This is a genomic window from Halomonas sp. AOP43-A1-21, assembly GCF_052376775.1.
GTDB classification, from domain to species: domain Bacteria; phylum Pseudomonadota; class Gammaproteobacteria; order Pseudomonadales; family Halomonadaceae; genus Vreelandella; species Vreelandella colorata.
Window position 1 is genome coordinate 36,429 of the sequence record NZ_JBQSWC010000035.1, and the last position, 22,203, is coordinate 58,631.

General features: G+C 54.1%; 23 protein-coding genes and 1 pseudogene. 9 read left to right on the forward strand and 15 right to left on the reverse strand.

The annotated features are described in order from the left end of the window. Window positions 1–141: 141 nt before the first annotated feature. The 3 genes from ACT3R7_RS17085 to dctP are packed head-to-tail and all read right to left on the reverse strand — an operon-like array spanning window position 142 to window position 3,140. Window positions 142–1,476, reverse strand: coding sequence for a TRAP transporter large permease (locus tag ACT3R7_RS17085; RefSeq protein ID WP_192537725.1), 1,335 nt, complete (start codon window positions 1,474–1,476; stop codon window positions 142–144). Continuing rightward, a complete protein-coding gene (locus ACT3R7_RS17090) occupies window positions 1,473–1,976 on the reverse strand; it encodes a TRAP transporter small permease subunit (protein WP_192537724.1) in 504 nt (167 codons plus the stop codon). The genes ACT3R7_RS17085 and ACT3R7_RS17090 overlap by 4 nt, the downstream gene beginning before the upstream one ends. 60 nt (window positions 1,977–2,036) lie before the next feature. Continuing rightward, window positions 2,037–3,140: a TRAP transporter substrate-binding protein DctP gene (gene dctP / locus ACT3R7_RS17095; RefSeq protein ID WP_192537723.1), complete on the reverse strand. Its 1,104-nt coding sequence runs from the start codon at window positions 3,138–3,140 to the stop codon at window positions 2,037–2,039. A gap of 337 nt (window positions 3,141–3,477) precedes the next feature. On the opposite strand from dctP, the gene ACT3R7_RS17100 reads away from it, so the two are divergent. Both ACT3R7_RS17100 and ACT3R7_RS17105 read left to right on the forward strand, forming a co-directional pair. Further along, window positions 3,478–5,673 (forward strand): tRNA(Met) cytidine acetyltransferase TmcA, encoded by a 2,196-nt coding sequence (locus tag ACT3R7_RS17100; RefSeq protein ID WP_193091587.1) that lies wholly within the window; start codon window positions 3,478–3,480, stop codon window positions 5,671–5,673. A gap of 32 nt (window positions 5,674–5,705) precedes the next feature. Further along, window positions 5,706–7,172: an aminoacyl-histidine dipeptidase gene (locus ACT3R7_RS17105; RefSeq protein ID WP_193091586.1), complete on the forward strand. Its 1,467-nt coding sequence runs from the start codon at window positions 5,706–5,708 to the stop codon at window positions 7,170–7,172. 61 nt (window positions 7,173–7,233) lie between these two features. Here ACT3R7_RS17105 and ACT3R7_RS17110 read toward each other — a convergent pair whose 3' ends face one another. Then, window positions 7,234–7,710, reverse strand: coding sequence for a Dps family protein (locus ACT3R7_RS17110; RefSeq protein WP_018918857.1), 477 nt, complete (start codon window positions 7,708–7,710; stop codon window positions 7,234–7,236). Window positions 7,711–7,948: 238 nt separating this feature from the next. Beyond that, window positions 7,949–9,103 (reverse strand): glycerate kinase, encoded by a 1,155-nt coding sequence (locus tag ACT3R7_RS17115; RefSeq protein ID WP_193091585.1) that lies wholly within the window; start codon window positions 9,101–9,103, stop codon window positions 7,949–7,951. Between the two features lie 124 nt (window positions 9,104–9,227). Here ACT3R7_RS17115 and ACT3R7_RS17120 point away from each other — a divergent pair, with 124 nt between their 5' ends. The 4 genes from ACT3R7_RS17120 (at window position 9,228) to ACT3R7_RS17135 (ending at window position 11,960) form a co-directional block, all read left to right on the forward strand. After that, window positions 9,228–9,788 carry a hypothetical protein gene (locus tag ACT3R7_RS17120; protein ID WP_192537719.1) on the forward strand — a complete coding sequence of 187 codons (561 nt, stop codon included), beginning with the start codon at window positions 9,228–9,230 and terminating at the stop codon, window positions 9,786–9,788. Then, window positions 9,785–10,162 (forward strand): hypothetical protein, encoded by a 378-nt coding sequence (locus tag ACT3R7_RS17125; protein ID WP_193091584.1) that lies wholly within the window; start codon window positions 9,785–9,787, stop codon window positions 10,160–10,162. Before ACT3R7_RS17120 ends, ACT3R7_RS17125 begins: the two co-directional genes overlap by 4 nt. A gap of 56 nt (window positions 10,163–10,218) precedes the next feature. Next, on the forward strand, window positions 10,219–10,851 hold the full coding sequence (locus tag ACT3R7_RS17130; RefSeq protein ID WP_264298933.1) for a DUF1007 family protein: 633 nt from the start codon (window positions 10,219–10,221) through the stop codon (window positions 10,849–10,851). Between the two features lie 71 nt (window positions 10,852–10,922). After that, a complete protein-coding gene (locus tag ACT3R7_RS17135) occupies window positions 10,923–11,960 on the forward strand; it encodes a nickel/cobalt transporter (protein WP_193091582.1) in 1,038 nt (345 codons plus the stop codon). Window positions 11,961–11,967: 7 nt separating this feature from the next. On the opposite strand, the gene ACT3R7_RS17140 is transcribed toward ACT3R7_RS17135, so the two are convergent. Then, window positions 11,968–12,390 (reverse strand): HIT domain-containing protein, encoded by a 423-nt coding sequence (locus ACT3R7_RS17140; RefSeq protein WP_192537716.1) that lies wholly within the window; start codon window positions 12,388–12,390, stop codon window positions 11,968–11,970. Window positions 12,391–12,610: 220 nt separating this feature from the next. On the opposite strand from ACT3R7_RS17140, the gene ACT3R7_RS17145 reads away from it, so the two are divergent. Together ACT3R7_RS17145 and ACT3R7_RS17150 are read left to right on the forward strand one after the other, a co-directional pair. Continuing rightward, a complete protein-coding gene (locus tag ACT3R7_RS17145; RefSeq protein ID WP_192537715.1) occupies window positions 12,611–12,742 on the forward strand; it encodes an entericidin A/B family lipoprotein in 132 nt (43 codons plus the stop codon). 114 nt (window positions 12,743–12,856) lie between these two features. Beyond that, window positions 12,857–13,213 carry an I78 family peptidase inhibitor gene (locus ACT3R7_RS17150; protein ID WP_193091581.1) on the forward strand — a complete coding sequence of 119 codons (357 nt, stop codon included), beginning with the start codon at window positions 12,857–12,859 and terminating at the stop codon, window positions 13,211–13,213. Here the strand turns inward: ACT3R7_RS17150 and ACT3R7_RS17155 are convergent. From ACT3R7_RS17155 to ACT3R7_RS17190, 8 genes and pseudogenes are all read right to left on the reverse strand, one after another. Next, window positions 13,210–13,815 carry a LysE family translocator gene (locus ACT3R7_RS17155; RefSeq protein WP_193091580.1) on the reverse strand — a complete coding sequence of 202 codons (606 nt, stop codon included), beginning with the start codon at window positions 13,813–13,815 and terminating at the stop codon, window positions 13,210–13,212. The genes ACT3R7_RS17150 and ACT3R7_RS17155 overlap by 4 nt on opposite strands. Beyond that, a complete protein-coding gene (locus tag ACT3R7_RS17160) occupies window positions 13,808–14,812 on the reverse strand; it encodes an ion transporter (RefSeq protein ID WP_193091579.1) in 1,005 nt (334 codons plus the stop codon). Before ACT3R7_RS17160 ends, ACT3R7_RS17155 begins: the two co-directional genes overlap by 8 nt. 89 nt (window positions 14,813–14,901) lie before the next feature. Then, window positions 14,902–15,417 (reverse strand): acyl-CoA thioesterase, encoded by a 516-nt coding sequence (locus ACT3R7_RS17165; protein WP_193091578.1) that lies wholly within the window; start codon window positions 15,415–15,417, stop codon window positions 14,902–14,904. A 55-nt stretch (window positions 15,418–15,472) separates the two neighbouring features. Beyond that, window positions 15,473–16,783, reverse strand: coding sequence for a short-chain fatty acid transporter (locus ACT3R7_RS17170; protein ID WP_192537710.1), 1,311 nt, complete (start codon window positions 16,781–16,783; stop codon window positions 15,473–15,475). A gap of 133 nt (window positions 16,784–16,916) precedes the next feature. Beyond that, window positions 16,917–18,032: pseudogene (locus ACT3R7_RS17175) on the reverse strand (MATE family efflux transporter); the annotation flags it as partial. A 279-nt stretch (window positions 18,033–18,311) separates the two neighbouring features. After that, window positions 18,312–18,878, reverse strand: a complete 567-nt coding sequence (locus ACT3R7_RS17180) for a recombinase family protein (RefSeq protein WP_192537709.1) — start codon at window positions 18,876–18,878, stop codon at window positions 18,312–18,314. 150 nt (window positions 18,879–19,028) lie between these two features. After that, a complete protein-coding gene (locus tag ACT3R7_RS17185; RefSeq protein WP_192537708.1) occupies window positions 19,029–20,411 on the reverse strand; it encodes a DEAD/DEAH box helicase in 1,383 nt (460 codons plus the stop codon). Next, window positions 20,408–21,022 (reverse strand): VspR family transcription factor, encoded by a 615-nt coding sequence (locus ACT3R7_RS17190; RefSeq protein ID WP_192537707.1) that lies wholly within the window; start codon window positions 21,020–21,022, stop codon window positions 20,408–20,410. The genes ACT3R7_RS17185 and ACT3R7_RS17190 overlap by 4 nt, the downstream gene beginning before the upstream one ends. Window positions 21,023–21,123: 101 nt before the next feature. On the opposite strand from ACT3R7_RS17190, the gene ACT3R7_RS17195 reads away from it, so the two are divergent. After that, the gene (locus tag ACT3R7_RS17195; protein ID WP_192537706.1) at window positions 21,124–21,345 is read left to right on the forward strand and encodes a helix-turn-helix domain-containing protein; all 222 of its coding nucleotides are present in this window, start codon (window positions 21,124–21,126) and stop codon (window positions 21,343–21,345) included. Between the two features lie 131 nt (window positions 21,346–21,476). Here the strand turns inward: ACT3R7_RS17195 and ACT3R7_RS17200 are convergent, their stop codons facing one another. Next, complete coding sequence (locus tag ACT3R7_RS17200) at window positions 21,477–21,893, reverse strand: DUF1198 family protein (RefSeq protein WP_180094784.1); 417 nt, start codon at window positions 21,891–21,893, stop codon at window positions 21,477–21,479. Window positions 21,894–22,203: the final 310 nt, after the last annotated feature.

Genomic DNA, 22,203 nt, shown 5'->3' on the forward strand with positions numbered 1-22,203 from the left:
AAAAAGTAACGGCTGCAAATAGTATCACTTGGGCACTTCGGCTGCAGCTAACCCTCTATCTATATAAAAAACCCATATAAAAACCCCCGCCTAAGAGCGGGGGAGTAGCGGTAGAAGGTGAGTGCTGAACGTGTTGGCCGGTTAGTAGCCGATCATCAAGCTGGGCAGGCCCGTGACCAGCCAGGGGAAGAATGACATCAGTACACAGGCCAGCAGTATAAGTGCCACAAACGGTACTACGGCTTTATACAGATCGACGATCTCGACCCCAGGCGGAGCCACACCTTTCAGGTAGAAAAGCGCATAGCCAAACGGCGGGGTGAGAAACGAGGTCTGCAGCACCACGGCTACCATGACCACAAACCATAGCGGGTCGACACCCATCTGCTGGATGATCGGCAGCATGATGGGAAAGCTCAGCAGTACGATGCCGGTCCAGTCGAGGAACATGCCTAGCACAAATACCAATAGCAGCATCATGATAAGTGCACCGGTATTGCCGCCGGGCATGGCCAGCAGCAGGTCTTGAATCACCTGCATACCACCGCCGCGCGAGAATACGCCGGTAAACGCGGTGGCGCCCACGAGCACCAGCATTACCATGGTGGTGGTTTTTCCCGCTTCAAGCAGCGTTCTGAAACAGGTGGAAAGCCGCCTGTCGCCAAAGATCAAAAACAGAATAAAGGCGATGAAAACACCAATAGCAGAGGCTTCTGTTGCAGTGGCAATCCCGGTAAACAGCGCACCCAGCACACCAAGGATCAACGACATGGGCGGCACCACATATTTGCCCAACATGATTAAAAGCTGCTTGGTGCTAACTTCAGCGCGCTCCTCTTTAGGCACGGGCGGGCCGTAAGAGGGTTTAAAGTGGCAGATCAGCAGGACGTAAAGCGCATACATCACGCCTAGCATTAATCCAGGCACCATGGCGCCCGCAAACAGCGCACCCACCGAAACCGGCGAGTAGCTCGCCATCAGGATCAGCATAATGCTCGGCGGAATCAGAATGCCCAGGCAGCCGCTGGCCATGATCACCCCGGCACTGAGTTCCTTGTTATAGCCATACTTGAGCATCGGCACTAACGCGATCATGCCCATCACGGCAATGGAGGCGCCGACAATGCCGGTCGTCGCGGCCAGCAACACCGAGACGATGACCACCGTTAGGGCTAATCCGCCGCGCAGGTTGGCCAGCAGTAGACGCATGGCGTCAAACATTCGCTCGGTAACCCCGGAGTCGTTGAGAAAGCGGGCCATGAGTACAAAAAGCGGTATTGCCACAAGTACGTAGTTATCCATGGCATTGCCATAGATATTATTGATCAGCGTGCCGAGCACTCGCTCTCCTGGGCCCAGGAATGCGCCAATGACCGCTACCCCGCCCAGCACAAACGCAAGCGGGTGGCCCATAAAAAGCCCCACCAGCAGGCCGCCAAACATGACTAATGCGAGCAATTCGGGACTTAGGTTCATGTCGGCGTCTCCTCGCGTAACTGCATTATGGTCCGCAGGACAATGGCGATGGCTTGCAGCAAAAGTAGCGCTGCCGCCAGCGCAATCACGCCCTTAATGGGATAGACCGGAATCGACATCATGCCGTAGGTGGTTTCGCCACGGCTAAACGCTCGCTCGAAAAACAGCCACCCGTACTTGAGCAGCATCCAGATAAACGGCACGAAGAAAACCACATAGCCCACTAGCTCAAGCAGTGCCTGTTTTTTGCGCGATAGCAGACGCTTAAGAACATCCACTTCTACATGAACATGGTGACGTAGCCCGTAGGCCGCCATCAGCATGAAGTGCGCGCCAAACAGCATCTTGGTGATATCAAAGGCCCAGTCGCTTGGGCGGCCGAACACAAAGCGAGAAATAATATCGAACAGCACTATCAGAGTAATGATGGCAATCAGCGGCGCAATCAGGCGTCCAAACGCTTCATTGAGTGCATCAATGGCTTGGGCAACGGCATTCATGGGAGATCTCCGGTCAGCACAACAACCGCCCCGGCAATGCCGGGGCGAAACATGAGCGCCTTACAGGCAAGCTTCGATCTCTTCCAGGGAAGGCAGATTGTTCATGGTGCGGCTCATATTGAAAGGCACTGAAACGTCACGCCACGTCGCGTACTCCTGCAGGTACGTAATCATAGAGTGATAAACCTTAGCGTGATCGGGGTTTTCACAGGCGCCCTGTACGATGACCTGGTTAGTGACGTCTTGAATGCGCGCCAAGTCCTCTTCAGAAAACTGGTTGATCGTTACCCCTGCATCGATAAATTGCTGGGTGGCGGCGTTGGACTCATGCTCAGACCAGGACAGCGACCAAGCCATAGTGGCGTCAGCGGCAATGCGCAGCTTCTCCTGGGTCTCTTCAGAAAGCGCGTTCCAGGCATCCATGTTGATCATGACGCCAAACACGCTGGCCGATTGGTGCCAGCCCGGTGTTGCCCAGTTATCGGCGACTTCGGCAAAGCCTGCCTTGAAATCCACGCCTGGGGTTGAAAACTCACCGGCATCGATCACGCCACGCTCGATTGCCTGATACACCTCACCCCCGGCAAGTGTTACCTGTGAGCCGCCTAGCTGCTCCAGAACACGCCCTTGGTCACGGCCTGAGAGACGTAGACGCTTGCCTTCAAGGTCCGCAATGCTCGCGATTGGCGTGCGTCCCATAAAGCCCGACTCGTTATTAGTAATGCCGTAGGGCAGGTACATCATGTTGTACTGGCCGTAAATCTCTTCGTAGAGTTCACGGCCACCCCACTGCTGAATCCAGTTAAGATAGTCGACGCCGTTAAACAGGCTGGTGGTGGTTGCCAGTGGAGAGAACGCGGGGTTTAAGCCAGCCCAGTAGCCGGGCCAGTCACCGGAGGCTTCGATGCTGCCGGTTTCCGTGGCATCAAACACTTCTGTGCCGGGCATTAACGTACCGCCAGATCGAAAATTGATCTGTACTTCGTCGCCGGCGAGTTTATTAACCAGTTCTACCCAGTGCTGATCAATTTTGATGAGGTCAAGGTTATCCGGCCAGGTAGAGGTCATTGTCCACTGTTCTTGGGCTTGTGCAGTGGTGGCGAGCGCTGCGAACGTGATGCTTGCCGCAAGCGTGGTGAGGCTGAATCGAGTGATCTTTTTCATGTTATTTTTCCTGGTTGGCTTAAGGCATTATTAGTGTTTGTTACCGTAATGCAGGAAAGTGCAATAAAGGAGCTAACGTTTACGTAAAGTAGAGCAAGCGCCGGACTGCACCGCTAAATTAGCACAGTCTTACTGCTGCGGTGCAACCTGAGTAAGATAAGTAAAAATCGAAAATTTTTATTTTTTTGAAATTTTATATTTATCTTAATCAGTTGCTTACGTTTTTTTCGAGATTTTTTAGCCTGCTTGATTAGGATACTTAGCGTTGAAAAACGCCTTTTTGTTCAACCAAAGTTTTAAAAAAGTTTTAAAGAAATAATGGAACTTAGGAGGCTCAATGCCAGCGTTGTCACAAGAAGGATTGACGAAAACGTTAAGTATGCCTGGTCAGTTACCCTTGCGAGCTTTAATGGCCCATGCCAAACGCTTACATAGGCGCCGATGGCGGCAGCTGGTATGGCTTACGGGAGAGCCCGCTGAGTGCCGTGATCAAGCTCTCAAACTATGGCAGAGCGCTTGCTGGCAAGCGCCTTTATGGGTTGCCCATCAGACAGATAGTGCGCCGGTTGAACTTTGGATTACGCCGCGCAAAGCGCGTACGCGTTTGGGCGCCGAGCATCAGCTTGTGGTCATGGATGCCAGCGGCAGCGCAGGCTTTGACCCTGAAGCGCTGGGGGCGCTGGCGGGTACGCTGCTGGCGGGCGGCTTGCTGGTGCTGATAACGCCTTACCCTTGGGGTGAGCGCCCAGACCCTGATTATGCCCGGTTTGCCGATCACCCCTGGCAGTGGGAGCAGTTAACCGCCCACTATTTAGCGCGTCTGGCTCGCCTGCTTGATGAGCGCACAGATATCGTTACCTGGCACGTGCCCGATCGGCCGCAGCTTCCCCGCTTGAGCGCACGCTCAGCGCACCAAGAGAGCGTTAACGACAGCGCATGCGCGACGCTCGATCAGGCCGCTATCGTTACCCAACTGGTGAACTTAAAGCGCCGCCGCCCGCTGGTCATTACCGCGGATCGAGGGCGGGGCAAAAGCGCCGCCCTGGGAATTGCCTGTGCGCGGCTTCTAGCAGGCGGCACGTCGTCTATCATCGTCACGGCTCCACGCTTGAGCGCGGTGGAAAGCCTGTTTATGCGCTTGGAAGCTCTCTGCCCCGAGGGAGCGCGCATCACGCCCAGCCGCTTTCAGCTCGCGAATAAAAGCGAGCTGTGCTTTTTACCCCCCGATGTGCTCACCGAACAGGTGGCGACCAAGAAACTGGGGGGCGATGGCAGTTATTTAATGGTTGATGAAGCGGCGGCGGTTCCGGCTTCCCTGCTCGGCCAGTGGCTTACGGCATTTCCGCGGATTGCGTTTGCGACCACTATTGATGGCTATGAAGGTTCTGGGCGCGGGTTTGCGCTGCGCTTTCGCGATGTGTTGGCGCGGCTTACACCGCAGTGGAAAGCGCTAACGCTGAATACGCCGATTCGCTGGGCTGGGGGAGACCCGCTTGAGGCAACGGTCAACCGGCTGCTGTTGTTAAAAGCGCCTCTACCGGTCTCTGATCAGCGCGATCAAGCGTCAGCCTCTTATACGCTCGAGCGCGCCGAGCTTGCTCAAGACGAAACTGCTCTTGAGGCTATGTTTGGCCTTCTGGTGCAGTCTCATTACCGCACGTCGCCCAGCGATTTGCGTCAGCTGTTGGATGGGCCGGGCACTTCGCTGCGGCTGATAGGCCAGGAAAGCGCACCGCAGGCCGTATTGGTGGCCCGGGAGGAGGGTGGCTTTACGCCTGAGCTTGCCGAGCAGGTGGCGTTGGGGGTGCGGCGGCCTCAGGGCCACCTGATGGCCCAGTCGCTTGCCGCGCATATGGGCAGCCGCGCTGCGCTTACCGCTCGTTGGCGGCGTGTGGTGCGGATTGCCACGCATCCTGAACGCCGCCGGGAAGGGTTGGGCCAACAGCTAATTGCCGAAGATAGTCGCGAGGCCGCGGGCCAAGGAGTAGCGCTGTATGGCGCCACGTTCGGCGCGGAAGCATCTCTGCTACGCTTCTGGCTGGCTCAAGGGTTTCAGCCCGTGCGCTTGGGCATCACGCGTGAAGCGGCCACAGGGGAATTTGCGGTAATGGTGGCCAGGGCGCTGAACGCTGAGGGCGAGAGCGTATTAAGTAGCTTAACGGCAAGTTTTAGCGCGTCACTACCGGGGTTGCTGGCATTCGAATTAACGACGTTACCGCCTGACGTGGTGGCGTTATTGCTAAGGGCGCTGCCTTCAATGCCGCTCACTGCTGAAGAGTGCCAAACCATCAACGATGTAGCGCACGGGCACCGTGACCCGGTATTCGCGCGGGCGGCGCTTCAAGCGCTGGCGCGTGAAACTAGTCGCCTGCAGGATATAAGCGCTGCCACTGCACACCAGCAGTTAGCGGCGTGGGCGTTTCAAAATCGCCCTTTAGCGGCAGCACACGGTGATAGCGTGCGTGCGCTGCGCCAAGTCGTTGAACAATTAGCCTCACAATACATACTTTTCCCGCATCGTTCGGAGGAGTAAAGTGGGGCGATTACTGATAATGAAGAGTTTTTATGAACGCACATTTAGACGCGTTGACGCCGTCCATCGTTTGGCGCCACTTTCGTACGCTGTGTAACACCCCGCGCCCGTCTGGGCACGAAGCCGCGCTAGTCGCGATACTCGAAGCCTGGGCCGATGCTCAGGGGCTTGCCCACGACCGTGATAGCTTTGGCAATTTACGTATTTGTAAGCCGGCCTCGCCCGGCTGTGAGCAGGCACCGGGGGTTATTCTGCAGGGCCATTTGGATATGGTGGCCCAAGCCAATTCCGACAGCACCCATGATTTCTCGCGCGACCCCATCAGTACCTATGTAGCCGATGGTTGGCTGCACGCTGAGGGCACAACCCTTGGGGCCGATAACGGAATGGGCGTAGCGGCGATTCTCGCCGTGCTTGAAGATGCAGAGCTTACCCATGGCCCGCTTGAAGCGCTATTTACCCTTGAAGAAGAAACCTCCATGGGGGGCGCGCTGAACTTGGCCGAAAACTGGCTGAAAGGCTCATTGCTGCTCAATCTGGATAGTGAAGACCGCGGCGAAGTGTATATCGGCTGTGCGGGTGGTGCTGACGTAGTGGTTGATGCGCTCCTGCCGGGTACCGCGCTGCGTGACGATGAACAGCTGATTGATCTTGCCCTAACGGGGTTGAAAGGCGGCCATTCGGGGATTGATATTCATAAGCCGCTGGGCAATGCCAACCGCCTGTTGGTGCGTGCGCTGCGTACCCTAGAAGCGTTTGATGCTCGCCTGGTGAGCTATCAGGGTGGCACGCTACGTAATGCCATCCCCCGCGAAGCGTTTGCTCAGCTTGCCCTGCCCGCTGACGACGTGGATGCCGCTTTTGACGCGCTGAAGACGCTGGAAAATACCCTGCGTGCCGAGCTAAGCACGGGGGATAGCGGTTTGGTATTGAGCGCCACGCGAAGCGTAAATCATGAGTCCGTTGAGCCGCTAACTCTGGATGCCAGCACTATGTTGGTGGCGGCGCTACATGCCGCGCCTTGCGGAGTTGAACGCATGAGTGCCGATGTGCCGGGCGTTGTGGAAACCTCCAACAATCTAGGCGTATTAAGCCTTAAAGCGGGGCGTCTGCACCTGTGTGCGCTAGTACGCTCCCTGCACGATACGGCAACCGCCGCCTTGGCTGACCGCTTTCAGGCGCTGTTTGGGTTAATTGGCGCGCGCGTGCGTGTGGAGAACAGCTACCCCGGTTGGGTGCCTCACCCAGGCAGTGCGTTACTTGCCATCTTTAACCAGCGCCATGCCGTTCTGTTTGAGCAGGAACCTGCGGTTAAGGTCATTCATGCGGGGCTTGAGTGCGGCATTATAGGCAGCAAATACCCGCACCTGGATATGATCTCGTTTGGCCCGCTGATCCGCGGCGCTCACTCACCGGACGAGCGCGTAGAGCTTGCCTCGGTCGATGAGTTCTGGCGCATGCTGCGCGCATTGATGGAAGATTTGGCTCAGAAAGGCTAGCCAACGCTAAACGGCACCGCTTAGGTGCCGTTTGTGTATCTATATCTGCGAGGAGTACTTGTTACTTACCGAGGTAAGCGTTCAGCATCCAGATAGTTTTTTCCTGCTCGCGAATATAGTCACTGGCGAGTGATGCCGTACCTTCGTCATCGGCATCCGAGGCGAATGACAGTACTTCACGCTGCAGTTCAATCAACGTCTGGTAGCCTTTTAGCACGCCATTCACGCACGCCTTGCCGTCGTGAACGTCTTTATCTTCCTGAATGTGGGAAAGCGTGGCGTAGTCGCTATACGCATGTACTGGCTTGTGACCCAGGGTCAGAATACGCTCGGCGACTTCGTCTACCTTGGTCAGCAGGTCGGTATAGAACTCTTCAAATTTGACGTGCAGCTCAAAGAAATCGCTACCCTTAACGTTCCAGTGGTAGCCACGCACGTTCATGTAAAAGATCTGATAGTTGGCCAGCAGGTGATTAAGCTTTTCAGCCAACTGACTGGCGCTGCTTTCATGTAAGCCAATGCTATTGGTATCGGTCATGTCGTACCTCCATGTTGGAGCCGAGTAAAACGGCTATCAAATCGTTTGATTAGCATAAAACGTTGCCAGGGCGCTGCAAACCAGGTTTTGTGTATCGCGCCCATAGCCTTATAGCATTGCGTTTACCGCTATAACGTTTGCGCTCTCACTGAGTAATGCTGGCACGGGCAGGGTTTTTCAAGGGGCGATGTTTTCAAGGGCAATGTTTTCAACGGCAATGTTTTCAAAGGCAATATTTTCAAAGGTCAGGGTTTTCAAAGGGCGAGGGGGTTATCCACACCCGGATAATACTTTCACAGCGCGTCGCCAGCAGTTCAGCGGTTCTGGGCAGCGCCTGTTCCAGGGTCATGGGGCCATCCGCCAAGGCAAACGCTGCTGTTACGCCTTCATCAAGACAAGCCTGCCAGCCGTCACCCAGGCTACCAGCGAGAATGATGACGGGCTTGCCCAGACGCTGGGCCGCGCGGGCAACGCCGATAGGCGTCTTGCCCGACATGCTCTGCCCATCCAGTCGGCCTTCTCCGGTAATCACAAGATCGGCGTTATTGAGCAGGGCGGGCATATCGGCCTGCTGCATAATCATTTCAATGCCGGGCATCAGCGTGGCATCAAGAAAGGCGCGCGCGGCAAACCCCATACCGCCAGCGGCACCGGCACCTGGTAAGTCGCGATAATCCTTGCCTAATACGCGGGCGCTGATATCGGCAAAGCGGCCCAGGGCGTGGTCAAGTTGAGCCACTTGATCAGGCGAGGCGCCTTTTTGCGGGCCGAACACGGCACTTGCCCCGCGCTCGCCTAACAGTGGGTTATCCACATCCACGGCGGCTTCCACGTTCAGTGACGTTAAGCGTGGGTCAAGCCCCGAAAGGTCCAGCGTTTCAAGCGTTGCCAACGCCGCGCCACCTGGGGCAAGCGGTGCGCCACTGGTTGCGGTTAGTTTTGCGCCCAGCGCTTGCAGCATACCGGCGCCGCCATCGTTGGTGGCGCTACCCCCCAGCAGCAGCAAGGCTTTTTCGGCGCCTTGATCCAGCGCCGCCAAGAGCATCTGGCCCACGCCAAAGGTGGAGGTATGCAGCGCGTCACGCTCTTCAGGGGTTAAGTGTTGTAGGCCGCTGGCTTCTGCCAGCTCGATAAACGCGGTACGCTGTTCACCCAGCCAGCCCCAGGCGGCTTTACGGGGACGGCCCAGCGCATCCTGAACATCGACAACGCAGCGCTTGGCGCCGGTCGCGGCAATCAGTGCATCAAGGCTGCCTTCGCCGCCGTCAGCCATCGGGCAGCAGTGCGTTTGCGCTTGGGGCGCGGCTTTAAGGACGCCCTGAGCCATCGCCTTGGCCGCCTGTTCAGCGCTTAAAGCATCTTTAAAACTATCGGGGCAAAGCAGGATATTCATTGCACGACCTCCGCAAATTATTGTCTTTCATCTATCGTGATATCTTTCATCTATTGTGATAGTAGGCGAGCTTAACGCGCCGCTTGGTGACAGACCAGCCGTGATGAACGTTCGAGGATCTAACATGAAGCCGATACCAATTACGCTAACCTGCCTGTTGGCACTGGCAGGCTGTCAAGTGACGCCAGACCGCTTGCCCCAGGCTGAGCCTGCGCCTTCTGCGGCGTGTTATTTCCCGAACCACGTGGCTGGCGGTGAACTCGGCGCGCTGCGCCAAAGTGTCGAGGTGCTGACTGAGTGGGGCTTTGAACTTGATTCCACCGATACAGCATTAGGCCTGGTCAGCGCAAGCCGACAAAAAGCCCTACATGGTTACTACGATCCGTATGATCGCGCCTATGGCTATGGCAGCGGAATGCGCCTTTTCGGTGGGTTGGGTATCGGGCGCGGCAGCGGTGTTGGCGTGGGGCTGGGCTTTGGCGGCGGGCTTCATCAACAGCCCCTGGAGGTCGAGCGGGTGTCGCTGTTAATCAGTGAGGAGTCCGTGCGTATCTCGCGTGATATTCGCCGCTTCGACCACCTGGGCGATATACGTGAATCCTACAGCGCGAGTAACCAGGATTTCTGCCAGCGCTTTGAAAGTGCACTCGGACAAAGCAGCCGGCCGATGAGGAGCGTGCAATGAGGCAACGTTGGCGGGTAATCATGAAATGGGCGAGTGTGAGTGCTTTGCTGGCACTACTGGCAGGCTGTGCCACTACATCACCTTCTGCCCCGCGCGAGCTGGTGTATGCCGCCCCGGTAGACACCACGTTTCGAAGCGCGGTCGAGCTGATGATGGAACAGGGCTACGTAATACGCCATGCCGATTTGGCGCTAGGCCGGGCGGAGGGGGCGCTTGCCCGCTGGCCTGAGTATCGTCTGCAGGTTCAGGTAAGGGATGCTGGTCGCGGCAGTCAGGTGAGTGTTGCGGCCTGGCGAGGTAATCAATCGCTGCCGCCGTATTTGCTGGATCCTTGGCTGGTCAGCTTACAAGCAAAATTGGGATTAGCACCGTGAAGCAATGCAGTCATCAGGTAATTGAAAGCTCCCGTTATACCGCAAAGCGCTGGGCGCTGGCGGCAGGTGCCATCAGCCTTATGCTTAGCCCGCTTGCCGCCGCGCACCCCCATGGCTGGATTGATTTCAGTATCCGGGTCATGACCAATGATGAAGGGGTAGTGCGTGGCTTGCATCAAATCTGGCGAATGGATCCCTTTTACAGTTTGGTGGTGTTTGAAGAGCTCACCCAGGTGGATGGCGTGAGTCTGGACGAAGGGCTTGATCAGCTGGGCCTGGAGATACGCAATAACCTTGCCTCGCAGCACTACTTTACCGAAATCCGCCGAGATGGTGAGCCGCTGGCGCTGGGCGAGGTCAGCGAATATACCGCCATGGAAAAAGATGGTCGGCTTGTCTTTACGTTTATCCTGCCCCTAGAAACACCCCAGCCGTTAGCCGGACACTCCCTCGATTATCAGATATTTGACCCGACGTATTACATTGAAATGGTCCATGAAGCAGAGAACAACCAGCCAACTGATAATGCGTTGGTACTGCACGGTGAGCCGGCCTGTGCGCTAAGCATTCTAGGCGCTGATCCTGACCCTGAATTAGTCATGCAGGCGGCGCTACTGGACGTAGACGAAGAAGGTGAACCAGGGCTGGGGCGCCACTTTGCCGAAACCGGCCATATCGACTGCCGTTAATCGGGTGCGACTTTCATAAAGCGATAAAGCTTTCAATGATCAAAATAGGGTGTGTTATGCAGTCGCTAGTAATGCGTAGGCCTTGGGCTTTGGTCGCTCTTTTGGTGCTTGGCGCGGTGGTGTTGATATGGGGGTTGCAAGGCGGTCTGCAGGGGATGAGCTATCAGCTACTCGCCTGGCAGCGGGAGCTTCACCGCGCGCTTACCCTGGCAATTACCGAACTTGCCCGTGAGCCCTCGCGTGCCACTTGGTGGGTGTTATTAAGCGTAAGCTTTGGCTATGGCGTTTTTCATGCCGCAGGGCCAGGCCATGGCAAAGCGGTGCTGGCAACGTATTTAGCCTCCCATGGTGGTGCCACCCGCCGAGCGCTGGGGCTTTCTTTTGCTGCTTCAATACTGCAAGGCGTTACCGCGATTGCCATGGTCGCCATTCTGGTACATGGGCTGGGGTGGCTGACGCGTCAGGCCATGGGGAGCGTTGTCTGGGTCGAGCAGGCAAGCTTTTTACTGGTAACGCTGCTGGGTGTGTGGCTATGCATTCGGGCTTACAAACAGCTGCGTGCCGCCTATCGTCCGGTGAGTTCGATGACGTTTCATCCTGTAAGCCAGGATCACGACCACAGTCGTCCTCATAACCACAATCATAGCCATCACCATAGTCACCACCACGGGCATCATCACTGCTGCGGTGGCGCGCATCATATTGAGCCGCAGCAGGCACTAGACTGGCGCACTGCCGTGATGACCGTTTTCGCGATCGGTATGCGCCCCTGCAGCGGCGCGGTGTTGCTACTCGGTGCGGCCAGCCTGCTGGGCCAGTTTTATGTTGGCGTGCTATCCGTATTGGCCATGTCGCTGGGTACCGGGATTACCGTATCAGCACTTGCGCTGGCCAGCGTCTTTGCGCGCAGGTGGGCCACGCGGCGTTTAGCCAAGCAGCAGCGCGTATCCCAACACCTTCACAAGGCGGTCGGCTGGGCGGCGCTGGCGGGTGGCTTAGCGATTATCTTGCTCGGTGTGACGCTTTCGATTGCCAGCGTTTCCCAACCCGCCAGTACGCCGCTGCTTGGTGAGCCGCCGGCCAGGCAGGGTAACCCGTTGATGCGTTGAGAGCAGGTCAATCAACCGCCAGGCGATCAATATGAGCGATAAGCTGATCACGCAGGCTGGCAAGCTGGTCAAGCGCATAAGGCTCGGCGCTGCCGTTACCCCATACCGGCGCGGGCCAGGTCGCATCAGCGTGCTTTCGCACCACGACATGAATATGCAACTGCTGCACCACATTGCCCAGCGTTGCAATATTGAGCTTGTCGCCGTCAAAGAGCGTTTTCATCACGCTACCCAGCTGGGTGGCTTCTCGCCATAGCTGGGCCTGATCTACGTCGGATAACTCGAATACTTCGCTTACATTATCCAGGCGGGGGACTAAGATCACCCACGGATAGCGCGCATCGTTCATCAATAGCGCCCGGCAAAGCGGCAAGTCAGCAATTGGAAACGTATCGGCTTCCAGGCGTTGATCAAGAGCAAACGTGTTCAATGGGCGCACTCCGGGCGTGTTGGGGTTGGTAAAAGCAAAAAATAGGTAGGTAAGAAAGCAGAATATAGTAGGTGAAATAAGAAAATGAAGACAGCCGCAGAAACTAAGCCATGGAAAACAGGCGAAATTGCCAAAACGCTGTTACGCTGAAAGTACTCCTCAGAAAGGTAGACATTGCCAGAGGAGATTTCTGTTGTCTGACACGTTAAGGAGAACATCTATGAAAAAGCTTTTAGCGACGACTTTTATCCTATTAATGACGGCAGGCGCGTTAGCCGGTTGCAACACAATTTCTGGTGCTGGCCAAGATGTGCAAGAAGGCGGTCAAGCTGTGCAGGACGCCGCTAGCTAAGGTTAGTGAAACCTTGACGATGTCGAGTGGGCTAGGCGGACGCCTAGCCCGCTTTGTGTATTAGCCACCTATTCTCTATAAAACAATTAATTAACTATAAATCAGGGCAAGCCTATGAAAACGTGGCTATATACCGATGCGGTACGCTCCTCGAAAATTGTATTAAGCGGTGGAATGCTTGTGTTGCTCTCGGCGTGCGCCACCGGGTCAGATGCCGCCAAAACGTCGGCTGCCAATGAAGCCCAGGACGCACCGCCTACATCCATGGATAGCTGCGATACCGAGGCGGTGAGCTATGCCATTGGTGAGACATTTGATGAAGCAAACGTGCCCCAGCTACAAAGCGAGAGCCAGTCGCGCCAGGTGCGGGTACTGCGACCAGGGGACGCGGCCACGATGGACCATCGTCCCGATCGGTTGAATGTACATCTGGACAATAACGATGATATCGAAGAGCTGCGCTGCGGTTAACGTAAAATCAGGATGACACACGCGGCGGTGAGTAGACCCATGATGATATTGAATGCCCTCCAGGCACCGTCACTTTTGATCCAGTGACCGATCGCCATGCCAAAGCCCGCCCAAACGGCCAAGCAGGGCATGGCGACCAGTTCCGCAAATCCGGCCAGTATGAGGGCATTGACTACCGCCGAACCGTTTTCAGGGAGAAAGCCCGCCATCAAGGCAAGCCCCATGATCCAGGCCTTGGGGTTGGCAAACTGAAACGCCGCTGCCTGCCAGAAGGTAAGCGGTATGCTATGTGAGCTGCCCTTAAGGTTAGGCGGCGGAGCGCTGGCGATTTTCCAGGCAAGATAGAGCAGGTAGGCGCTACCCAGCCAGCGAAGCCCCAGCTGTATGGCAGGAAATCGCTCAAACAGCACCCCGAGGCCCAGCGCTATATTCGAAAATAGAATAAAGCAGCCACCTACAATACCTGCCATATGCGGCAGGGTACGCCTAAAACCAAAGTTGGCACCTGACGCAGTGAGCATCACGTTGTTGGGCCCAGGGGTCAGTGTCATCGACATGATATAAAGGGCTACTGGCCCAAGTACTAACCACTGGCTACTCATAACGATCCTTCCAACGTTGACGGTTAACCTGCTCTTTGAGCATTTCCAGAATATCGTACAGCACCAATTCTGTGATCCGATTGCTTTTTTCATCGACCGTCAGCCAGCTGTCGAAGCCGCTTTCCGCCGTTCGCTCGATTAACTGTCTGAATTCCGGCGAATGAATACCCAACGCCAGTTCATCTACCAGCCGCTGAGCAACACCGCTGATGGATGCCTGCATGGCGTTGGCCGCCGTTTGCCCCATGGGCAGGCGGTGCAGGCGCTGGATCTCGGGGCTTTCGCGCAGCGTACGGCTCACCAAGTCATCAATGGCCGTCATCGCCGAGGCGCGATTAAGCTGATACGCCTCGCCAACGGTGCTTTCCAGACGCTGGACGATTTCACTGATCAGCTGCGTTTTGCGCGGCATGATTACCCGGTCAATCACGCGCTCGGTGAGCGAGTCGCTGGACAGAATCTGCTGCTGCACATTGCCCAAAAGCCGTAGAGCAATACGGTCAGAAAGTTCTTCGAGAAGGATATCGTAGTACTTGAAGAAAAACTGATAAATGGACCAGTGCTTAACGTTAATGATGCGTAAGCGGTGCAAGCGGTGGAGTAGCGACACCACGCGCAATACACGCAGTAAGCGAAAGCCGCTTAACGGAATGCAGCCCAGTACGTCATACCAATGTACAAAGGGGTAAAAAAACCAACGATGATAACGGCGCTCGGCGACCGCTACGGTCCAGCCCAGCAGTATGTCGGCAACAAAAAAGCCCACAAAAAATAGATCGATATGGAAAAAACGACTGTGAATCTCACGCTCGTAAAACGCGTGAAAAGCAGGCGTTAGATCAGCGATGGCCTGATTGATCGGCGTGATCAAATACAGAGAATCAAATAGCAAAAGTCCCAGGTTCAGCACTACCGCAATCAGAATCAGTAAATCCCAACCGATATGAGCGTACTCAACAGGCCTGGGGAGTTGTGGGTAGCGCCGCCTAATAGGCATGCAACCTCCTTGTTGATGGAAAAAACCAATACAGCGTACTAGCGCTACACAGCGCCTGCATCTAATCAATTAAGCCTGCGCCTGACAGTTTAAGCCTGTGACTGATAGTGCTGCTGGGTTAATTTCTCTTCCTGTTCGGCCTGCTTGCGGTGTTTTTTGCGCAGAGCCGCTTTTTCAAAGCGCAGCTTTTGAATCGGGGTCGTTAGTATCAACGGAGGCACGCCAGCAGGCTTGCCATCAGCATCGACAGCCACCATGGTTAGATAACAGCTATTGGTATGACGAATCAGCTTGTTACGGATATCTTCGGCAACCACTTTGATACCGATCTCCATAGAGGAGCGGCCCACATGATTGACGCAGGCTAAAAAGGTAACTAATTCGCCCACGTGAATCGGCTGCTTAAACAGTACCTGATCCACGGATAGGGTCACTACATAGTGCCCGGAATAACGGCTAGCGCAGGCATAGGCGACTTCATCCAGCTTTTTAAGAATGGCTCCCCCGTGGACTTTACCGCTGAAGTTGGCCATGTCGGGTGTCATGAGTACGGTCATCGACAGTTCGTGCTGCCCGGGTAAATCCGTTGGCGCTGTATCTGACATAACGTGTCCTTGGTTTGACTCTGCCCGCCTGTGGGCGGGCAGAGGGTTCAAGGGCTTAGAACCAAACTAAGCCCACGGAAATAATAATCCCGGTAATCAACAGCTGAATAAGGCAGAAGCCCATAATATCTTTGGCTTTCAAGCCCGCAATGGCCAGCACCGGCAATGCCCAGAAGGGCTGCAGCAGATTGGTCCAGGCATCGCCCCAGGCAACGGCCATCGCCACGCGCGAAATATCAGCCCCTAGTGCTTGCGCTGCGGGCAGCATAACCGGCGCTTGCACTGCCCACTGGCCTCCACCGGAAGGTACAAACAGGTTAACAATCCCGGCACTAAGAAACGACCAGAACGGCAACGAGGTAGCCGTGGCAAACGAAATTAACCATTCCGACATGCTTTGAGCCAAACCTGACTGCACCATGATCGCCATAATGCCCGCATAAAACGGGAACTGGATCACAATCCCGGCGCCGCCCTTAACCGCTTCATTAAGGCTGGTCAGCAGGTTGCGTGGGGTGCGGTGAAGCACAATGGCTAAAAACAGAAACAGGAAGTTAACGATATTAAGGTTTAAACCACCGTTTCTGAGGATGAAGTGGTCAAGCAAAAACAGCAGCCCAGGCACGCCAACCAGCAGAGAAAGCGCCATGCTGTTTTCAAGTCTTTCGGCGGGGCGGGTAATCCGGCCCTGCGATACTGGCTCGTCTTCCAGCAGCTGGCTATCGATATAAACACTGTCTTTCTCGTCGGGCAGCATTAAGCGATTCACCAGCGGCACCGCGATAAACAGACACACGACTATTGCCAGGTTAAAGAAGGCGAAAATAGTGGAGCTGGTGCTGATAACGCCAATCTGATCTACGGTGAAGTGACCTTCGGTGGCGATCGTCAGGGGGATTGATCCAGCTAAACCGCCGTGCCATACGATAAAGCCGGAGTAGGCGCTGGCAACTAGCAGGCGATAGTCCACCCGCACCAGGCGGGCAAGCTCTTTAGCAAAGAGCGCCCCGACCACCAAACCAAACCCCCAGTTGATCCAGCTGGCGGCAAGCGACACCAGGGTGACCAGAATAATCGCCCCGCCTGCGCTTTTTGCGGTGCCCGCAAGCTTTTGTAGCATGCGCTTTACCGGCGGCGAGCTTGCCAGCATGAAGCCTGTCACCAGCACCAGCAGCATCTGCATGGAAAAGGTTAATAATCCCCAGAAGCCGTCCCCCCACATACGCATCACCGCCAGTGGCGTTTGGCGCTCCACGGCAATGGCGGCAACCGCTGCTACGATGGTCAGGAGTAGCACAAAAATATACGGGTCGGGCAGATAGCGCTCGACCAGCTTGACGGCCGGTTTCGATATCATTTTTAGCATGAGTGGCTCTCTTATTTTTTATAGGAATTGCGTTGCTAATATACGGCGGTGTGGTTCGGCTTTCACGTTTAAAAAAGTCCGCTTTTAGAACGATAAGCCAATGGATAGCACGGCGGCGGATTTATTTAAACGCTTAACACCAACGGGTATGCCGGTAGCGTTGATAGTACCCAATAAGCACCCCGGAACGAACCGTAATAAACAGCGTAAAGGCGAGCCAAAGACCATGATTGCCAAGGCCTTGAGTAAGCCACCAGGCGGGCAGGTAGAAAAGAATGCCGATAAAGATGCTGTTGCGCATTTCACGTACCGCGCTGGTGCCGATAAAAATACCGTCTAGAAGATAGCTCCACACGGCAATTAACGGCATTGCCACCATCCAGGGAAGGTACACGGCAGCGGTTGCCCGCACTTCCTCAAGACCTGTCAGCAGGGCAACCAAGTGATTACCGCCAAATGCAAAGAGCAGCGAGGCGCCGCCTGCCGTCCAGAAAGAAAACAGCGCCACCCGGCGAACGATAGATGCCAGCTCCTGCCAGTCGCGGCGGCCATAGGCGCGGCCGACCAATGATTCCGCCGCGTGGGCGAAGCCATCGAGTGCATAGCTTGTCAGCATAATAAACTGAAGCAGTACGGCGTTGGCGGCCAGAACTGTATCGCCCTGACGCGCACCCTGCGCGGTAAAAAAAGCCATGACGAATAGCAGCCCGAGCGTGCGGACAAACAGATTGGCGTTGATATTGAAAAGGGCCGTATAGGCGGAAAGCGCCAGCAGCCGAGCGCGCAAAAAATGTCCTTCGAGTGTTTTAAGCTGGCGCAGCACCAGATAGCCGCCAAATGCCAGCGCGCTATAGTCGGCAATCACGCTTGCCCAGGCAACGCCATTGCTGGTCATGCCTAGCCCCACCACAAACCAGATATCCAGCACGATATTGATACTGTTGGTCAGCAGCAGGATCATCAAGGTCACGCGAGAGTTCTGTTGACCTAAAAACCAACCTAAAATCGCATAGTTGGCGAGAACAGCGGGGGCCGACCACAGTCTTATCTGAGCATATTCACGGGCCAGGGGCGTCGCTGCGTCACTGCCGTCCAATAGCTTCAGCCCCAATGAGACAAGCGGAGTGGAGAACAGAATTAAGAGTACGCCGATCACTCCAGCGATGATCAGCGATTGGCCCAGCAAATGGCGTACGTCGCTATCGCTTTCCCGGCCCATTGCCTGGGCCACCAGGCCGGTAGTGCCCAGCAGGTCACACTCGTGTAAATTTATGTTGACATGAGCCTGTAAGCATTGAAAAACGCGACTTTATGTTCAAAGCGGCCCATTTCTAATGACAAGTTTATTAATGTAAGAATATTGACAGAATTGCAGTGGTTTCTGCGTAAATTATGTCAACATTATTATTGCGTGTAATAGTTGAGAGGGTAAGGTATCGCGCAGGATAGTTTTGAGCGGGTGCCCACTTATAGTAGCTGCGCTAATAGCTCAGCCAAAGGCTGAGCTTTGTATATCAGTCTAATAGGTTTACCCGCAGCTTCTCCCCCGCTTTGCGCGCTTCACAGTCGACTCTGACACTTCAAAGTGCTTAGCAGTCTTGCTGATGCTTGCCTCGTTCTCTTCCCTCCAGAGCTTTATCTCAACGGCGTCAGACTTCTTGGGACGACCCAGGTGTCGGCCTTCAGCTTTTGCACGTCGTATGCCAGCCATTTGTCTTTCCCGGATGTTAGAGCGTTCGATCTCCGCCATTGCGGCTAGCATCGTAAGCATTGCTTTTCCGATGGGAGTGTTGAGATCAAACCCTTCACGCAGGCTGATGATCGACACTCCTTTGCTTTGCATGAATTGCACCGTATTCAGCACATCGACTGTATCTCGACCTAGACGATCAATCGCATAGACCACTAGCACGTCGCCTTCACGTACATATTCTGCCAGGGCCGAAAAGCCCGCACGCTGCAGAGCAGGCAACACCCCCGAAGTTGCCTCGTCACTCCACCAACGTTCGATATTATGGCGATGCGAAATCTCGCTACGTTGAGAGTGAGTGCTCTGATCACTAGAGCTGACTCGGAGATAGCCGATCATTGCCATTGAGCTGTACCCTCAATTTTGGATCATAAGGTAGGGCTTTCTTTTGAACCTAGGCCATAACCCAAAAAGACACTTATGACCCATATAGATTCAAAGATAATAGAAGTAGGTCAAAAGGTACGCTTTTTGACCCACAAAACCTTACAGAGTCTATATAAGAGACAAAAGATGTTGGCGGTAATATTCCGAGAAGCTTAGCGTTAGCAGGGGAGGCTCAAGAGACAGCATCTCACGCTCATTGATGTTTTCTGCAGATAACGGTGGACCATTATCTGCAGCTGACTCTCCCTTTTGAGTGCTGCTCATTTGATTGGAACCCGCTTGCTCTAATCTTAGGTTCAGCTTTTGGGTTTGAAGCATTGCCTGATCTTCGGGCAAATCGTCAGCAATTCGCTGCGAGTATTTACGCAGTAGCGGCTCGGCGATCACATAGAGCCATGCTGTTACATCTGAGTCGCCCATTTTGCGTAAAATGCGCCCTAAAACCTGCCGGTAATGCAGCTCTGTTCGAATCCTGCTCAGGTACGTACAAACGCATAACCGTTGGATATCAGTTCCTTCGGAAATCATGCTTACCGCGACAATCCAGCGCGTACTGTTATATCGGAATTGGTCAATTAGTTGATGCGCCTTTGGTGTTTGGCTAGTTACCACCACATAACTTTCACCCTTATGAAGCAAAAGCTCAGCGATTTGATGAGCATGTTCAATATCAGTAGCAACGACTAGACCGCCAGCATTAGGCACGCTGTTCCGCTCTTTGTTGAGTCGGTCAATGCCTAGGTCTAGCACCGCATTCAGGATGTCGTCGTGTCGCAACAGGTCTTCGTAGCTGACTGGCGACTCACTAAGTAGCTGTTGAAATGAGGAAAACGCTCTTACCGATGCTGTGCTCTCGTTCTCTTCGGTCAAGCGGATCAGTGGGTTATCGATGAGCGTAATTCGTGGCGAGCGGCATACACCGTCTTGAATGGCGGTTTTAAGGTCGTAACGGTAATCGCAAATAAGTTTGCCTTCTGGATCGCTGTAGCGAGCTAATGCGATAGGTAACTCATCCGAACGCCAGGGCGTTCCTGACAGCGCTAACGTGTAAGTGGCCGCATTTTGGATACGCTGAATTATCTGCTGGCCCCACGTGTTGCTGAGGAGCGGATCATGGCCTGCACAGTGATGTATCTCATCGAAAATGGTCAATGTGCGATGTTCTGTGAATAATGTCCAAAAATCCTCAGGGTGATATTCCATTGATTGGTAGGTATAGGCAGCCCCTACCGACGCAAGCGTATCGCCAAACCGCTGATTCAACACGACGGTAAAGGTACGTTGGATACCAGCCACCACTTCTCTCGTTGGCGCAAAGCAGATAACAAAATCAATATGTCCTTCTTCAAGGAGCCATCGCGTCATTTCAGCTGCCAGTCGGGTTTTTCCGCTCGCAGGTGTTGCTTGCACGAAAAAGTCGCTATGGAGTAAGTAGTGAATCTTCGCTAGCTCCAAGCACTCTGCTTGCCATCTCCGCAGCCTCGTGCTCATGTACCCCCCAGCCGATGTAGAGATTTTTCTAGCGCACGCACTCGGCCCATTAAGCGTGCGCTCCGGTCATAAGCATCACGATGATCAACCACGATACTCGGCTTGAGATCGGGGTATTCATCCATAAGCTCACGGAACGCCTCGACTTCACCCAGTGTAGAAAGGAATTCACTTTGCGTTTCCTTTAACGCTTTCTCCAAGGCGTATTGGCTCGAAGCCTTCATAGCACTGGGGCTCTGTTCACTACTACTTTCGTCTTTTGGAATAACGGTTGTCTCCGTTGTTTCATTAGCTGTTTGCGACACGAGCCGCTGGTGCCATGCTTCAAAGCTTTCTCCCTCTAAGCACAAGCTCGCTTCTCTTATTGAAGGCAAAACAAAATAGAGCTGATCCCGTTTGCGTTTTTCACGGTCTTTCTCCACCAAACCAGCGGTGATTAGCTTTTTAATTCTTTCGTAGATAAAACGTCGCAGAGCAACTCGTTGCTCTGCTGCTATGCCATGTTGGTGTGCGTATTGATCACGGAGGCTGCGTATCGTGAATTGAGCGTTATCAGTTTCTAAAAGGAGCTCGAAAATGCGCTCCTCAATCGAAGGAGGGGTACCCGACATGACCATCACCGTAGGAGAGGTAAAAACGAAATGCGGATTATAGTCCGTGGCTAGATAGGCCGCAACGAAGGATAGTCCCGCCAAAAGGAAATGAGGCGGGTATGAGTGAGCTAGCGACGACGCTGGGTAGAAACATTAGGGAAAAACGAAAGAAAAATGGCTTCTCGCAAGACGCCTTTGCCTTAGCTGCTGGCATCGACCGCAGCTATATAGGAAGAGTCGAACGTGGAGAAGTTAATATTACCGTGGAAAAATTATATGAGATCGCTGCCGTGCTCCAATGCGAGCCAACCTCTCTTCTGCCTGCTCAAAACACTCTGTGAAGGAGAGGGCTAAAACCGGCCAGGAGCGGTCTTTTAGGTGTCACTGATGTAGCGCTTAAACGCCACTAGCATGCGCGGCTTTGCAGTGAAGGCAAAGCCGCAACGGAAATGCGTCGCCGTGCCTAGCCTTGTTAGCTGATACTATTGTAAACGCCAATAAAGTTATCAATTTGGCTTCTATCAGCTCCCGAATCTTTCAAATATGCGAATGCGGCTTCGGCTTTTGAATACTCCATTTTTGGATCTATATTATTCTCAATAAGCTTAGACTTCCACCATTTTATATTTTGCTCGGAGTCGTTTTTCATTATCTGGTAGACAACAAATGTGTAAACTCCGCAATTATCCTTATCACCCCAATTTACGATATTCTGTACAAATAACCGCCCGCGCTCTGGCCCCATTGCAGACAACATATTGTCGACAAACTGTCGCTTTATTCCTAGAGACAAAGCAATAATATTTGCAGCTTTTCTAGGCTTTGCAGTTGTTAACTTGTAACCGAAAAAGAGCACAACCACTACTCCAATTAAAATATACCAAGTCATTTAATTACTCCTTTTTATTGAAACTATTCAGCAAGCCAACGCCTTGGTTTAGCGCAGCTCATGTAGCGCAGCGAAATGGGCGTCCGGTGTAGGGCCGGAGGCCCGGAACGTACTACAACAACTTGTTAAATTTTCATGCGGTGACAATGGAATAAGCGCCATAAACTACCAACAAAATGCCTATGATCGACATAAGGTTACCGGGAAGATTGTTGAACCGCTGCATTTCCCAATCTCGCACCGTTGACCCATGAGGTGTCTCTCGTTCATATGGAGCTTTGCGATGGCTAGCCCATTCACCGAGACCTAT

Coding starts and splice junctions, on each gene's coding strand:
- ACT3R7_RS17155 (WP_193091580.1), bottom strand. CDS start 13,815: ATGAGTAGCCAGTGGTTAGTACTTGGGCCAGTAGCCCTTTATATCATG.
- ACT3R7_RS17180 (WP_192537709.1), bottom strand. CDS start 18,878: ATGGCAATGATCGGCTATCTCCGAGTCAGCTCTAGTGATCAGAGCACT.
- ACT3R7_RS17120 (WP_192537719.1), top strand. CDS start 9,228: ATGAAGCCGATACCAATTACGCTAACCTGCCTGTTGGCACTGGCAGGC.
- ACT3R7_RS17165 (WP_193091578.1), bottom strand. CDS start 15,417: ATGTCAGATACAGCGCCAACGGATTTACCCGGGCAGCACGAACTGTCG.
- ACT3R7_RS17100 (WP_193091587.1), top strand. CDS start 3,478: ATGCCAGCGTTGTCACAAGAAGGATTGACGAAAACGTTAAGTATGCCT.
- dctP (WP_192537723.1), bottom strand. CDS start 3,140: ATGAAAAAGATCACTCGATTCAGCCTCACCACGCTTGCGGCAAGCATC.
- ACT3R7_RS17190 (WP_192537707.1), bottom strand. CDS start 21,022: ATGTCGGGTACCCCTCCTTCGATTGAGGAGCGCATTTTCGAGCTCCTT.
- ACT3R7_RS17145 (WP_192537715.1), top strand. CDS start 12,611: ATGAAAAAGCTTTTAGCGACGACTTTTATCCTATTAATGACGGCAGGC.
- ACT3R7_RS17135 (WP_193091582.1), top strand. CDS start 10,923: ATGCGTAGGCCTTGGGCTTTGGTCGCTCTTTTGGTGCTTGGCGCGGTG.
- ACT3R7_RS17110 (WP_018918857.1), bottom strand. CDS start 7,710: ATGACCGATACCAATAGCATTGGCTTACATGAAAGCAGCGCCAGTCAG.
- ACT3R7_RS17185 (WP_192537708.1), bottom strand. CDS start 20,411: ATGAGCACGAGGCTGCGGAGATGGCAAGCAGAGTGCTTGGAGCTAGCG.
- ACT3R7_RS17160 (WP_193091579.1), bottom strand. CDS start 14,812: ATGCCTATTAGGCGGCGCTACCCACAACTCCCCAGGCCTGTTGAGTAC.
- ACT3R7_RS17150 (WP_193091581.1), top strand. CDS start 12,857: ATGAAAACGTGGCTATATACCGATGCGGTACGCTCCTCGAAAATTGTA.
- ACT3R7_RS17105 (WP_193091586.1), top strand. CDS start 5,706: ATGAACGCACATTTAGACGCGTTGACGCCGTCCATCGTTTGGCGCCAC.
- ACT3R7_RS17090 (WP_192537724.1), bottom strand. CDS start 1,976: ATGAATGCCGTTGCCCAAGCCATTGATGCACTCAATGAAGCGTTTGGA.
- ACT3R7_RS17085 (WP_192537725.1), bottom strand. CDS start 1,476: ATGAACCTAAGTCCCGAATTGCTCGCATTAGTCATGTTTGGCGGCCTG.
- ACT3R7_RS17170 (WP_192537710.1), bottom strand. CDS start 16,783: ATGCTAAAAATGATATCGAAACCGGCCGTCAAGCTGGTCGAGCGCTAT.
- ACT3R7_RS17195 (WP_192537706.1), top strand. CDS start 21,124: ATGAGTGAGCTAGCGACGACGCTGGGTAGAAACATTAGGGAAAAACGA.
- ACT3R7_RS17200 (WP_180094784.1), bottom strand. CDS start 21,893: ATGACTTGGTATATTTTAATTGGAGTAGTGGTTGTGCTCTTTTTCGGT.
- ACT3R7_RS17115 (WP_193091585.1), bottom strand. CDS start 9,103: ATGAATATCCTGCTTTGCCCCGATAGTTTTAAAGATGCTTTAAGCGCT.
- ACT3R7_RS17125 (WP_193091584.1), top strand. CDS start 9,785: ATGAGGCAACGTTGGCGGGTAATCATGAAATGGGCGAGTGTGAGTGCT.